A 13,167-nucleotide genomic window follows, 5' to 3' on the forward strand; every position below is an offset into this window, starting at 1 on the left:
CGGTGCCATCCACCGCGTCGCTTGCTTCGCGGCTAAAGCCGCTCCCACGGCCTATGGCATCCCCAACCACGCCGGCAGCGCCAGCGAAATGAACGGCACATAGGTCACCAGCACCAGGAACAGCAGCAGGATCGACAGCCACGGCAGCGCCGCGCGGATCGTCTGCCCCAGGGTCAAGCCAGTCACCGCCGAGGTCACGAACAGGTTCAGCCCCACCGGTGGGTGGACCAGGCCGATCTCCATGTTTACCACCATCACGATCCCCAGGTGAATCGGGTCGATGCCCAGCTTCATCGCGATCGGGAAGAAGATCGGCGCCAGGATCAGGATGATCGCCGACGGCTCCATGAAGCTGCCGGCCACCAGCAGCACCACGTTGACCATGATCAGGAAACCGATCGGCGTCAGCCCCTCGGACAACACCCATTGGGTGATCTGCTGAGGGATCTGTTCGGTGGTCAGCACATGGGCGAAGAGCATGGCGTTGGCGATGATGAACAGCAGCATGATGGTCAGCCGGCCCGACTCCAGCAGCACTTTCGGGCAATCGCGCAGGCGCATGTCCTTGTACACGAACAGCGCGATGAAGGCCGAGTACACCGCGGCAACCGCTGCCGCTTCGGTCGGGGTGAACATGCCGCTGTAGATGCCGCCGAGGATGATCACCAGCAGCAACAGCCCCCAGAACGCGCGCCGGGCGGTGCTCAGCCATTCGCTGAAGCTGGCGCGGGGTTGCGCTGGCAGTTTCTTGATCCTGGCGACGATGTAGATCGTCACCATCAGGCTGACGCCAAGCAGGATGCCGGGTATCACGCCGGCCATGAACAGCTTGCCCACCGAGGTTTCGGTGGCCGCCGAATACACCACCATGACGATCGACGGCGGGATCAGGATGCCGAGGGTGCCGGCGTTGCAGATGATCCCGGCGCCGAACTCGCGTGGGTAGCCGGAGCGCACCATGCCGGCGACGGCAATCGAACCCACCGCCGCGACCGTGGCCGGTGACGAGCCCGACAGCGCGGCGAACAGCATGCACGCCAGCACGGCGGCAATCGCCAGGCCGCCGCGGATATGCCCGACGCAGGCGTTGGCGAAGTCGATCAGCCGCTGGGCCACGCCACCGGTGGTCATGAACGCGCCCGACAGCAGGAAGAACGGGATGGCCAGGAAGGTATAGCTGTCGGAGGTCTCGAACAGCTTGATCGCGAGCGAGCTCAGTGAGTCCTGGCTGAACATCAGGATCGACAGCGCCCCCGACAGCCCCAGGGCAATGGCGATTGGCACGCCGAGGAACATCAACACGAACAGCAACAAGAACAGGCAGATAACCGTCATCAGTGATGCTCCTCGCCAGGGTTGGCCAGCTTGCTGGCTTCGCCGGCCTCGTCGGCCAGGCCCAGGCCGTATTGGCGATGGGCGAACAGGCGATAGAGGATTTCCAGGTAGCGGACGATGACCAGGGCGAAACCGAACGGCACGATCAGCGCGATATGGCCGACCTTGATGCCATAGCGGTCGAGGTCTTCGGCACCGATACCGGCGACCAACACCGCGCTCACCCATTTGATGCTGGCGACCAGGAACAGCCCGGCATAGGCCAGGCAGCAAGCGCAGGCGATCATCGCCAGCACCCGCTGCACCGGCTTGCGGGTACGCCGCACCAGCACGTCGACCCCCAGGTGGCCTGCGGTGCGCACGCCGTAGGCGATACCGAAGAATATCAGCCAGCCGAACATGGCCTTGGTCAGGGCGATGCTCCAGGTCATGTCCTGGGCGTAGCCCATCAGGTGGTCGCCGACAGCGAGCAGCAGGTCGCTGGCGAAGGCCCAGTGGTCACTGAGGGTGTAGAACAGCGTGTAGAGGTTGTTCAGTGCCACGTAGAGGAAAGTCACCAGGGTCATGGCCGCCAGGAGAAAGGCGATCATGCCTTCCTCGAAGTGCTCCCAGACACGCCTGAGCGATTGCATAGGGTTTCTCCAGACAAACAGAGGGCGGGCCACCCAGGCAATGGGTGGCCAGGGCAGGGCGCAACGGCGGTCAGGAAGCCTTGTTGGCGGCGTCGGCGGCGTCGATCAGGTCGGCGCCGATCTGATCGGAGAACTTTTCCCACACCGGCCGCATCGCCTCACGCCACTGTTGGCGTTGCTCGGCGGTCAGCGGGTCGATCTCGCTGGTCTTGGCCTCGAGAATCTTCTGCCGCGAGGTCTGGTTGAGTGCCTCTGCCTGCTTGTTCACCTCGACGGTGACCTGGTCGATCAGCGTCTGCAGTTCGCCACGGACGTCCTCAGGCAGGCCGTTCCAGAACTTGGCGTTGGTGATCACCATGTAGTCGATCAGGCCATGGTTGGTCTCGGTGAAGAACGGCTGCACTTCGTTTACCTTCTGGCTTTCGTAGTTCGACCAGGTGTTCTCGGTGCCGTTGACCGTGCCGGTCTGCAGGCCCTGGTAAACCTCGGCGAAGCTCATCTTGCGCGGGTTGGCGCGGATCGCCTTGAACTGTTCTTCGAGCACGCTTGAGGCCTGCACGCGGAACTTCAGGCCACGGGCATCCTTGGGCAGGATCACCTTCTTGTTCGCCGAAAGCTGTTTGAGGCCGTTGTGCCAATAGGCCAGGCCACGGATGCCTTTGTCCTCCATCGAAGTCAACAGCGCCTTGCCTTGCGGGCCTTGCTGGAAGCGGTCGACAGCGGCCAGGTCATCGAACAGGAACGGTAGGTCGAAGATCTGCACCTGCTTGTTGTAGTGCTCGAACTTGGCCAGCGACGGCGCCAGCATCTGCACGTCGCCGAGCAGCAAGGCTTCCATCTCCTTGCCATCGCCGAACAGCGACGAGTTGGGGTAGACCTCGACTTTGACCTTGTCCTTGAGCTGCGGGTCGGCGGCGACGAGCTTCTGCAGCATCAGCGCACCCTGGCCTTTGGGGGTGCTGTCGGCCACCACGTGGGCGAATTTGATGATGATCGGGTCGGCGGCCTGGGCCAGGCCGGCCATGGAGACTGCGGCGGCGCAGAACAGCGACTGGGTCAGTTTCAACATCGATGTCACCTCTGATTTATTGTTGTAGGAGGATTGAACGTAAAGATGGACCAGGGCCTGCGTTTAGAGAATTAGCATTTGTGTAAGGCAGCGTTCGGCTTGGCCGAACGCTTGGTTGTGACTTTTCCGGCCTCTTCGCGGGGCAAGCCCGCTCCCACAGGTACCGCGCCAAGCTGAAGACAGTGAAAATCTTGTGGGAGCGGCGGTCCGGCGATCCGGCTTGCCCCGCGAAGAGGCCGGTAATATCAATCGAGCTTTCCGGCTAAGAGTCGCTGTGCCCGTAGCAACACCGGAGCATCGACCATCTGCCCATCCAGCTGGAACGCTCCGGCGCCTTGGGCCGCCTCGCTCGCTGCCACTACTCGTCGAGCCCAAGCCAGTTCCTCCTCCCTAGGCGCCAGCGCCGCGTGAATCACCGCCACCTGCCGGGGATGGATGCACAGCGCCCCGCCATAGCCGAGGTCATAGGCATGGCGCATCGCTCGCTGCAGGCCCTCGGCGTCGGCGATGGCAGGAAACACCCCATCGAGCGGCGCCAGCAGGCCAGCGCCGCGCGAGTGCAGCTGCACAGCCATGCGGGCCTGATCCAGGAACTGCCGTGCTGCGGCACTCTCGGTGTTCAGATGCAGGTCCAGCGCCAGGTCCAGGCTGCCGAACGACAACCGTTGGACGCCCTCGCCATGGGCGATCTGCTCCAGTGCCAACAGCCCCTTGGCGCTTTCGATGATGGGCCAGACTGGTTTGCCAGCGTGGCGGGCAATGGCGACCTGAGCGGCATTTTCCACCTTGGGCAGCAGCACGCCAGCGACGCCGGGTTGCTGTGCACAGAAGGCCAGATCGGCGGCATGCTCCAGGTGTTCCGGCGCATTCACCCGGACCCACACCGAAGCCTGCGGCGTCGCATGCAGAAAAGCAGCTAGATTGTCGCGAGCCTGGCGCTTGAGCGGTTCCTCCACGGCATCCTCGAAATCGACGATCACCGCGTCGGCCCCCGCCGCCAGCGCCTTGGCGAAGCGTTCGGGGCGGCTACCGGGCACGAACAGGGCGGAACGGACGACGTTCATACCACGCCACCGGCAGCCAGGCCGGCCTGTTGCGCTGCCGTAAAACCCAGCTCGCCGAGAATGCCCTGGGTATGCTGCCCCAAGGCCGGTACGGCATCCATGCGTGGGGTGAAGGCAGCGTTGCGCCCCGGTGGCAGCAGCGACGGCAACTTGCCGGCCGGGCTGTCCACTTCGCGCCAGCAGTCGCGGGCCTGCAACTGCGGGTGCTGCCACACGGCGTGCATGTCGTTGACCCGAGCATTGGCGATCTGCGCCTGTTCAAGGCGTGCCACCACCTCGTCCAGCGACAGGCCGGCGAAGCCATCGATGATGATTTGGCGCAGCACTTCGCGGTTTGCCGAGCGCTTGAAGTTGGCACTGAAGCGGTCATCGCTGGCCAGCGCTGGGTCGAGCAGTACCTTCTCGCAAAACAGCGCCCATTCCCGTTCGTTCTGCAGGCCGAGCATGATCGTGCCGCCACCGCCGGTAGGAAATGGCCCGTACGGGTAGATGGTCGAGTGCGCAGCGCCGGCACGCGGCGGTGGCGGCGCACCGTCGTAGGCGTAGTACATCGGATAGCCCATCCACTCCACCAGGCTTTCCAGCATCGACACATCGATGCGGCTGCCGACACCGGTTTTGTCGCGCAGCATCAGCGCCGACAGCACGCCGGTGTAGGCGTACATGCCGGCGGCGATGTCGGCGATCGAGCAGCCGGCCTTGGCCATGTCGTTTTCGCCGGGGCCGCCGGTCACCGATAGAAAGCCGCCTTCGCTCTGGATCAGCAGGTCGTAGGCTTTCTTCTTTTCATAGGGGCCACCTTCGCCGTAGCCGGAAATGTCGCACACGATCAGCCGCGGGAAACGCGCGTGCAGGGCCTCGAACGACAGCCCCATGCGCGCCGCCGCACCCGGTGCGAGGTTCTGCACCAGCACATCGGCCTTGGCCAGCAGGGCGTCGAGAATGCCGTCGGCGGCCTTTTGCTTGAGGTCGAGGGTGAGGCTTTCCTTGGAGCGGTTGGTCCACACGAAGTGCGAGGCCAGGCCGTCGACGCGCTGGTCGTAGCCCCGGGCGAAATCACCGCTGCCAGGGCGTTCGACCTTGATCACGCGGGCGCCCAGGTCGGCCAGCTGGCGGGTGCAGAAGGGCGCTGCGATGGCGTGCTCCAGGCTGATCACGGTGATGCCGTCCAGCGGGCGGGGCGTTGCTTGAGTCATAGGGTCACCTGTTCGGGTTCAGTGCAGATCGGCCAGCGAGCGGGTGTCGCGCAGCTGCCAGATGCGAGCGATCAGCGCCTGCCCCTGGGCCGGGCTGCGTGCGCCGGAATAGGCCAGCAGGCGCTGGAATTTGGCTTCCAGCTCAGGGCGCGACAGGGTATTGCCCGGGTCGCCCTTAGGCTCGTCGATGGCGGCGCGGAAGGTGCGGCCGTCGTTGCTAGTGACTTCTACTCGGCCCAGCCAACGTGCCGGATAGGCCGCATCCACTTCGGCGTGGAGCTGCATCTCGACCTTGTCACGAAAACGCGCGACCTGCGGATCGGTCAGCGCCAGGTCACGGAATTCCAGGAGCTGCGCACTGCCATGCACCGCGATCAGGCCAAGTACGGTGCCCATGGAAAACTTGGCCTGGTGCACGGTGGCCGGCGTGGTGACCCGGCCCAGCACGTCGATGGCGCCCTGGTGCACGCGGGTGACCACCTTGGCGATCTGCTCATGCCTTAGACCTTCACGTTGCATCAGCTGCAGCAGCGCGTCGGCGGCGGGGTGGGTGTGGCGGCACGAGGCGTGGAACTTGAACGAGGTTTCCACCAGCGCCCACCGCGTGCCCAGGCGGTCGCTCAGGCGCGTCGGGTCTGCGTCGCTGGACATGCCAGCGGCCAGACCTTGTTCGCCTTCGAGAATGTTGCGTGCCCCGGTCAGGCCATCGGCGGTGAGGTAAGCGGCCAGCAGGCCGTCGGCGGCCGCCTTGGCGGTGTGCAGCTGCTTGGAGTCGGCGGCATCGCGCAAGAACTCCCAGAGCCCGGCGGCCTGGGTGCCGGCGCTGCCGAGCAGGTTGATGAACTGCGCCTGGTCGAAGCCCAGCAGCTTGCCCACACCCACCGCCGCCGCCAGCGTGCCGACGGTGGCGGTGGTGTGGAAGATGCGGTAGTGCGAACGGCCGAGGAACTCACCGATGCGAATCCCCGCTTCATAGCCGGCCACCGCTGCCAGCAGCAGATCCTGGCCACTGTTGTCGAGGTCCTGGGCGGCTGCCAGCACGGCTGAAAACACCACGGTGGCTGGGTGCAGCACCGAGCTGTTGTGCAGGTCGTCCTGCTCGACCAGGTGCGAGGCCGCGCCATTGACCAGGGCGGCGAAATAGGGCGATGAAGTGCGCCCGCTGGTCAGCACTCGCGCGGTGCCTTGGGCGGGCCCCATTCGTTCGGCGTAGCGCTCGAACAGCGGAATCGGGTGCGCGCCCTGGCTGGCCAGCGCCGAGCCCAGCCAGTCGAGAAACAGGTCTTCGGTACGGTCCAGCACGTGACCGGGTATGTGCGCGTAGCGCAGGTCGGCGAGGAAGCCGGCGAGGGCTTGGGTATGCTGCATGCTCGGGCCCTCAGAAGCTGCGTGGCAGTTCGAGCAGGTGCTCGGCCACGTAGGACAGGATCAGGTTGGTGGAGATCGGCGCCACCTGGTACAGGCGGGTTTCGCGGAACTTGCGCTCGACGTCGTATTCGCAGGCAAAGCCGAAACCGCCGTGGGTCTGCAGGCAAGCGTTGGCCGCCTCCCACGATGCCTTCGCCGCCAGGTACTTGGCCATGTTGGCGCTGGCCCCGGCGTTCTGCCCGCTGTCGTATTCGGCGCAGGCGCGCCAGCGCATCAGGTCGGCGGCTTCGATTTCGATATGCGCCTCGGCGATGGGGAACTGCACACCCTGGTTCTGCCCGATCGGCCGGCCGAACACCACGCGGTCACGGGCATAGGCGCTGGCCTTTTCGATGAACCAGCGGCCATCGCCGATGCACTCGGCGGCGATCAGCGTGCGCTCGGCATTGAGGCCGTCGAGGATGTAGCGGAAGCCTTTGCCTTCTTCGCCAATCAGGCTGCTGGCGGGCAATTCGAGGTTGTCGAAGAACAGCTCGTTAGTCTCGTGGTTGACCATGTTGGCGATCGGCTGCACGGTCAGGCCATTGCCGATGGCCTCGCGCAGGTCGACCAGGAAGATCGACATGCCCTCGGACTTTTTCTTCACCTCGGCCAGTGGCGTGGTGCGGGCCAGGAGGATCATCAGGTCGGAGTGCTGGATCCGCGAGATCCACACCTTCTGCCCATTGATCACGTATTTGTCGCCCTGGCGCACGGCGGTAGTCTTGATCCTGGTGGTGTCGGTGCCGGTGGTGGGCTCGGTCACGCCCATCGACTGCAGGCGCAGCTCGCCGCTGGCGAGTTTGGGCAGGTAATGGCGCTTCTGTTCTTCGCTGCCATGGCGCAGCAGGGTGAACATGTTGTACATCTGCCCGTGCACGGTGCCGGAGTTGCCGCCGCAGGCGTTCACCTCTTCGAGGATCACCGAGGCTTCGGCCAGGCCCAGGCCGGAGCCGCCGAATTGCTCCGGGATCATCGCCGACAGCCAGCCGGCGTCGGTCATGGCTTTGACGAAGGCTTCGGGGAAGCCTTTTTCTTCGTCGATCTTGCGCCAGTAGCTGGCGTCGAATGCGGCGCACAAAGCGCGCACGCCGTCGCGGATGGCATTGAGGTCATCGCTGTCGTACGTATGCATACGGTGTTCCCTGTCCAGGTATCAGTCGAAAAGCACGTCGGCGCTCTGCGCCACGCCATCGGCATTGCCGGCCCACAGCTGCGCCTGACCTGGCTCGCTGATGTGGCCGGCCAGTTCGAAGGGCGTGGGGACGGTCAGTGGCCGTACGCCACGGTAGGCGAAGTGGCGCACGCGCCTGCCGGGGTTGGCGCGGATGAAGGCGCGCAGGTTGAGGGTGGCGATCAGCGGGCCGTGTACGACCAAACCGGGATAGCCCTCGGTTTCGGTAACGTAGGGGTGGTCGTAGTGGATACGGTGGCCGTTGAACGTCACGGCGGAGTAACGGAACAGCAAGGTCGGGGAGGGCGTGATGGTCTCGCTCCAGTCGGCTGCAGCGGTTGGCGCGGCGCTGTTCAGTTTGGGGGGATTAGGTTCGCGGTAGACGATGTCCTGCTCTTCACGCACGCACAGCTCGCCGTGTTGCGAGTACTCGTGGCGCACCGTGACGAACAGCAACGCCCCGCTGCGGCCAAGTTTTTCCTCGATGTGTACGATGGTCGAAAGACGATGTGCCTCGGCACCGACTTTGAGCGGAGCGATGAATTCAACCCGGCCCCCGGCCCACATGCGGTTGCGGTTGTCGGCGGGTGGCAGGAAGCTGCCACGTGCCGGGTGGCCGTCGCTGCCCAATTGCGTTTCGGCGACTGGCTCCTGGAAAAAGCACCACATCCACAAGGGCGGCAGCGGTTGTCCGACGGCGGGTGCGGTTTCGCCAAAAGTGGCGGCGATACGCTTGATCAGGTTGCGGCTGAGCTCGTCGACGGCTTCTTCCGTGCGGCCGATCCAGGCGCTGTAGTCCGTAGCAGTCATAACCATGGGCCTCTGCATTTGTTGTTATGGCCAGATCATGCGAGGCAGTGGGCATTCTGTGAATTTGCATTTTCGTAATCCGGCGTTCATGTATGCTGAACGCCCGCGCCCAGCAAGGACACCCCGATGCATTTCGATCTGGCAGACCTGAGGCTTTTCATTCATATCGGTGAATCACCCAGCCTCACCCAGGGGGCGCGCCGTGCATTTCTTTCTCCGGCTGCCGCCAGCGCGCGGATCAAGGCGCTGGAAGCGCAGCTCGACACCCGCTTGCTGTACCGCGACAGCCGCGGCGTAGAGCTGACCCCGGCCGGGCAGAAGCTGCTGATGCATGCCCGGCTGATCATGCGCCAGGTGGACTACCTGAAAGCCGAATTCACCCAGTTCGGTACTGATTCGGCGGGGCATATCCGCATCTTCGCCAACACCACCGCCGTTACCGAATTCCTCCCCGAAGTGCTGGCAGGCTTTCTCGCCAAGCGCCCAGGGGTGACGGTCGACCTGCAGGAGCGCCTGTCCAGGGATATCGTGCGCGGCGTGCTCGATGGCAGCAGCGACATGGGCATCATCGCCGGGCCGGTGGAGGCCAGCGGTTTGCAGGTGATGCACTTCAGCACCGACCGGCTGGTGCTGATCGTGCCGGCAGGGCACGAATTGGCGACCTGCAAGCAGGTGTCGTTGAAGCAGACCCTGGCGTTCCAGCATATCGGCCTGCACGACGGCAGCACGCTGCTGAGTTTTCTGCGCGACCATGTCGAACGCATGGGCCTGAACCTCTCGCTGCGCATTCAGCTGTCGAGTTTCGAGGCCATTTGCCGGCTGGTGGAGGCGGGCGTGGGGATTGGCATCATCCCCGAGTCGGCGGCGCTGCGGCATAGCCAGACCATGGGGCTGGTCACCATTACCCTGGATGAACCGTGGGCGGTGCGTGAGCGCAGTATTCTGGTGCGCGAACTGGATGCGTTGCCGGGTACCGTGCGGGCCTTGATTGCAACGCTGATGCCTGAAACCTAGAAGAAGCTGCGCTGGGCCTTGAACGTCAGCATGCTCTCGCAGTAAGTGTTGATGCCCGCGTAAGCGTCGCAGCCGCCACCGGTGAGGTTCGAGTTGCTGTAGATGAGGTTCAGGTCGATGCCCAGCCAGGGCCGCGACAGCTCCAGCGACCAGTCCGAGAACGCATTCACCTGGCTGCCGTCGACCAGCGTGAAAGGCGTGCCCAGCCAATGGTGGGCAAGCTTTACAGTCAGATCGATATCGAACACGGGTAACTGGCCAAAGTCGGCGAACAGGGTGCCGGTGCGGTTGGCCGGGTTGTCGCGCCAGGCGCCGCCAAAGCGGCTGCCCAGAATCGACAGGCCGCCAAAGAGGGCATAGCTGTCCGGCCCGGCGATATTCGGTTGGCTGTAGTGGATCAGGCCGACTTCATAACCCAGGGTGCTGTCGAAATGGTGCTTGTAGCCCAGATAGCTGTCCAGGCGCAGGGTAGAGTCAGGCGTCACGCCCATGCTCGGCGCATACTGGCCGAGGTACCAGCCGCTGGGGTGGCTGAGGTCGAGGCCGCCGTGGAAGGCACCGGTGGCGCTCGGCGAAATCAGCCCTTGGGCCATGCTGCGTGAAGGCGTGGTGCCGAGCTTGAAGTCGAAATCGCCCAGTTGGCGCTGGATCAGTTGCGCCTGCGGCGCCGAACTGAACAGCAGGGCCGCACTCAGCAACAGAAGGGGCCTGGTCATGGTCACCGTCCTGGAAGGCTTGCTCTTGAGCGGCACAGGATACAGCAAAGGCGCTGGAGAATCTCGATCAGGTCAGCCCTTGACCCCAGGCTGCGCTTCGACCACTTCAGTCACCACCTGCGGGCTGGCCGCACGCAGGATCACGCGCTTGCGCAGCTCGTATTCGTCCAGTGAAAGGGCTTGGCGCTGAATGGATTCGAGTTGCAGTTGGCGGGTTTCTTCGGCGGTGTAGGGGCGCAGTTCGGGGTGGCTGGCGCAACCACTGAGCACCGCGAGGACGGTGACGGTGAGGGCAGCGAGCAGCAGGCGGGCCGTGGTGTGCATGGGGAAGCTCCAGGATTCGGTGGCGAATGTGGCGAGTCGATGGAGCAAGGTTATTGGGCGCGCGGGATCAGTAGAAATTGTCGTTCTCGATAGTGACTATCGATATCGCCAGCAGCCGTGTGCAAACCGCAGCCTTTGCTAGGCTTAAGTCCCACGCGGCTTCACTCCGAGGGAACTGTGATGCGCATGCCATTGCTCTGCGTCGTGTCGGCGGTGCTCTGCCTGAGCGGTACAGCGAGCCTCGCACAGGCTGAAACGTCTCCTGCGCCTCCCCAACCTGCCCAGGCGGCACCGGCGAAACAGGCCGTGTTCAACCAGGAACAGCTCGATCAGATGCTTGCTCCCATCGCGCTGTATCCCGATGCGCTGCTGGCGCAGGTGCTGATGGCCACGACCTACCCCGGCGAGGTGGGCGAAGCGGTGGCCTGGTCGAAAGCCAACCCGAAGGCCCAGGGCGATGATGCCGTCAAGCAAGTGGCCAAGCAGCCGTGGGACCCGAGCGTCCAGGCGCTGGTGGCCTTCCCGCAGGTGCTGGTGGTGCTGGGCCAGGACCCGGTCTGGGTGCAGCGCCTGGGGGATGCGTTCCTGGCTCAGCCCGACGATGTGATGGGCGCGGTGCAGCGGCTACGCCAGCAGGCGAAGGCTGCCGGCAATCTGCAAAGCAACCAGTACCAGAACGTCACGGTGCAGGCTGCCCCCGCAGCGCCTGCCAGCACTGCTGCCGCACCCGCCAGCACCATCATCATCCAACCGGCCGACCCGCAGGTGGTCTACGTGCCCACCTATAACCCCACCACCAGCTACGGCACCTGGGCCTACCCCGCATCGCCGCCGGTGTATTACCCGCCGTCGCCGCTGTATTACGCCGGCTCCGCACTGGTGGCGGGGCTGGCCTTCGGCACGGGGGTGGCGATCGTCAATTCGCTGTGGGGCGATTGCGACTGGGGGCACAACGACATCGATATCGACGTCAACCGCTACAACAACATCAACGTCAACAACCGCATCGGCAACAACCAGAACACCTGGCAGCACAACGCCGTGCACCGAGATGGTGTGCCTTATCGCGATAACCGCAGCCGCCAGCAGTTTGGCCGCCAACTCGACGGTGCCAGCCAGCGTGCCGCCTTCCGGGGCGACGACGCCCAGCGCGCCCAGGCCCGAGACCGCGCCCGTGCATCGATGGACCGGGCCGGTATCGAACGGCCCGCTACCAGCAACCGCCAGGCCCGTGACCAGGTGCGCGAGGCCCAGGCCAACCGTCCGCACCTCGCCGATCGCCAGCCGCAGGGCAGGGGCGGTCGCGACGGCCAGCAAGCCCGCCAGACCCTGCAGAGCAGGCAGAACACCCATGCTGGCAGGGCGCGCAACAATGCCTTCGAGGGCGTCCGTTCTCCATCGCGCAGCATGGCCCAGATCGACCGCGGCAGGACCAGCCAGATGCTTGCCCAGCGGCCCCATTCAGCGCGTGCTGCGGGGCATGCCATTTCCAGGCCCAGTGCGCCGATGCGCCGGGGTGGGGGAGGAGGCCGGCGATGAACATCAAGACGATGCTTGGGCTGATTGCCCTGGCCAGTGCAGGTTCGAGCCTGGCTGCGCAGCAGGCATTTCCGACACCGGAAAAAGCCGTCGAAGCCTTTGTCCTGGCGCTGGGCACCGAGCATGCCGACCAGGCACGCCTGGCCCAGTTGCTCGGCGATGACTGGCGCACCTATATCCCCCGTGAAGGCGTGCAGCGCAGCGATGTGGATGCCTTCCTGCAGCAATACCGCCAGCAGCACCAGATTCAAAAGCAAAGTGACGACAAAGCCGTTCTGGCCGTGGGCAGCGAGCACTGGACCCTCCCCATTCCGCTGTCGCACAGCGCCAGCGGCTGGCGCTTCGACCTCAAGGCTGGCAGCGCCGAGATCCGCGCACGGCGCATCGGTCGCGATGAGCTTTCGGCCGTGCAATCGCTGCTCGCCTATCACGATGCGCAGATGGACTACGCCTCGAAGGACCGCAACGGCAACGGTGCGCTGGAGTATGCCCAGCAGGTATTCAGCTCGCCCGGCAAGCACGATGGGCTGTATTGGGAAGAGGATGAGAGCGGCGAGGTCAGCCCCCTGGGCCCGCTGTTCGGCCAGGATGTGGTGGGGGACGACTGGTATGGCTATCACTTCCGCATCCTTGATGGCCAGGGTCCGTCAGCCCCGGGCGGCGCCTACAGTTACCTGATCGGCACGCAGATGAGCCGTGGCTTCGCGATGGTCGCCTGGCCGGCCAAGTACGATGACACCGGGGTGATGAGCTTCATGGTCAGCCACGATGGCCAGGTGTTCGAGAAGGACCTGGGGCCGCAGGGTGACAAGCTGGTCAAGGCCATGCAGCGCTTCGACCCGGATGACAGCTGGCAGATCGTCGCTGTCGATGGCAACGACTGAAGC

General features: G+C 64.7%; 13 protein-coding genes. 3 read left to right on the top strand and 10 right to left on the bottom strand.

Annotated features, from left to right (window positions below):
* Positions 1 to 51: 51 nt before the first annotated feature.
* The 8 genes from dctM to ACIPZF_RS25410 form a co-directional block, all read right to left on the bottom strand.
* Positions 52 to 1,335: a C4-dicarboxylate TRAP transporter large permease protein DctM gene (dctM, locus tag ACIPZF_RS25375; protein ID WP_400804606.1), complete on the bottom strand. Its 1,284-nt coding sequence runs from the start codon at positions 1,333 to 1,335 to the stop codon at positions 52 to 54.
* Complete coding sequence (locus ACIPZF_RS25380) at positions 1,335 to 1,967, bottom strand: TRAP transporter small permease (RefSeq protein ID WP_400804609.1); 633 nt, start codon at positions 1,965 to 1,967, stop codon at positions 1,335 to 1,337. Before ACIPZF_RS25380 ends, dctM begins: the two co-directional genes overlap by 1 nt.
* 70 nt (positions 1,968 to 2,037) lie before the next feature.
* Positions 2,038 to 3,036: a DctP family TRAP transporter solute-binding subunit gene (locus tag ACIPZF_RS25385; protein ID WP_400804612.1), complete on the bottom strand. Its 999-nt coding sequence runs from the start codon at positions 3,034 to 3,036 to the stop codon at positions 2,038 to 2,040.
* A 245-nt stretch (positions 3,037 to 3,281) separates the two neighbouring features.
* Positions 3,282 to 4,100 carry an HpcH/HpaI aldolase/citrate lyase family protein gene (locus tag ACIPZF_RS25390; protein ID WP_400804614.1) on the bottom strand — a complete coding sequence of 273 codons (819 nt, stop codon included), beginning with the start codon at positions 4,098 to 4,100 and terminating at the stop codon, positions 3,282 to 3,284.
* Positions 4,097 to 5,296, bottom strand: a complete 1,200-nt coding sequence (locus ACIPZF_RS25395; RefSeq protein ID WP_400804617.1) for a CaiB/BaiF CoA transferase family protein — start codon at positions 5,294 to 5,296, stop codon at positions 4,097 to 4,099. The genes ACIPZF_RS25390 and ACIPZF_RS25395 overlap by 4 nt, the downstream gene beginning before the upstream one ends.
* Positions 5,297 to 5,314: 18 nt before the next feature.
* Positions 5,315 to 6,664, bottom strand: a complete 1,350-nt coding sequence (locus tag ACIPZF_RS25400; RefSeq protein WP_400804620.1) for an MmgE/PrpD family protein — start codon at positions 6,662 to 6,664, stop codon at positions 5,315 to 5,317.
* Positions 6,665 to 6,674: 10 nt separating this feature from the next.
* Positions 6,675 to 7,838, bottom strand: a complete 1,164-nt coding sequence (locus ACIPZF_RS25405; protein WP_400804622.1) for an acyl-CoA dehydrogenase family protein — start codon at positions 7,836 to 7,838, stop codon at positions 6,675 to 6,677.
* Positions 7,839 to 7,859: 21 nt separating this feature from the next.
* Complete coding sequence (locus tag ACIPZF_RS25410; RefSeq protein ID WP_400804624.1) at positions 7,860 to 8,687, bottom strand: MaoC family dehydratase N-terminal domain-containing protein; 828 nt, start codon at positions 8,685 to 8,687, stop codon at positions 7,860 to 7,862.
* A gap of 126 nt (positions 8,688 to 8,813) precedes the next feature.
* On the opposite strand from ACIPZF_RS25410, the gene ACIPZF_RS25415 reads away from it, so the two are divergent.
* Positions 8,814 to 9,701 (top strand): LysR family transcriptional regulator, encoded by an 888-nt coding sequence (locus ACIPZF_RS25415; protein WP_400804626.1) that lies wholly within the window; start codon positions 8,814 to 8,816, stop codon positions 9,699 to 9,701.
* On the opposite strand, the gene ACIPZF_RS25420 is transcribed toward ACIPZF_RS25415, so the two are convergent.
* Together ACIPZF_RS25420 and ACIPZF_RS25425 are read right to left on the bottom strand one after the other, a co-directional pair.
* On the bottom strand, positions 9,698 to 10,417 hold the full coding sequence (locus tag ACIPZF_RS25420) for a TorF family putative porin (RefSeq protein ID WP_400804628.1): 720 nt from the start codon (positions 10,415 to 10,417) through the stop codon (positions 9,698 to 9,700). The two genes, ACIPZF_RS25415 and ACIPZF_RS25420, sit on opposite strands and share 4 nt — an antisense overlap.
* A 72-nt stretch (positions 10,418 to 10,489) precedes the next feature.
* Entirely contained in the window at positions 10,490 to 10,741 is a 252-nt protein-coding gene (locus tag ACIPZF_RS25425) for a hypothetical protein (RefSeq protein ID WP_400804630.1), read from the bottom strand.
* A gap of 180 nt (positions 10,742 to 10,921) precedes the next feature.
* Here ACIPZF_RS25425 and ACIPZF_RS25430 point away from each other — a divergent pair, with 180 nt between their 5' ends.
* Positions 10,922 to 12,280 carry a DUF3300 domain-containing protein gene (locus ACIPZF_RS25430; protein WP_400804633.1) on the top strand — a complete coding sequence of 453 codons (1,359 nt, stop codon included), beginning with the start codon at positions 10,922 to 10,924 and terminating at the stop codon, positions 12,278 to 12,280.
* Positions 12,277 to 13,164 carry a DUF2950 domain-containing protein gene (locus ACIPZF_RS25435; protein WP_400804635.1) on the top strand — a complete coding sequence of 296 codons (888 nt, stop codon included), beginning with the start codon at positions 12,277 to 12,279 and terminating at the stop codon, positions 13,162 to 13,164. Before ACIPZF_RS25430 ends, ACIPZF_RS25435 begins: the two co-directional genes overlap by 4 nt.
* Positions 13,165 to 13,167: the final 3 nt, after the last annotated feature.

The organism is Pseudomonas sp. NPDC089752 (assembly GCF_044748725.1).
Classification (GTDB): domain Bacteria; phylum Pseudomonadota; class Gammaproteobacteria; order Pseudomonadales; family Pseudomonadaceae; genus Aquipseudomonas.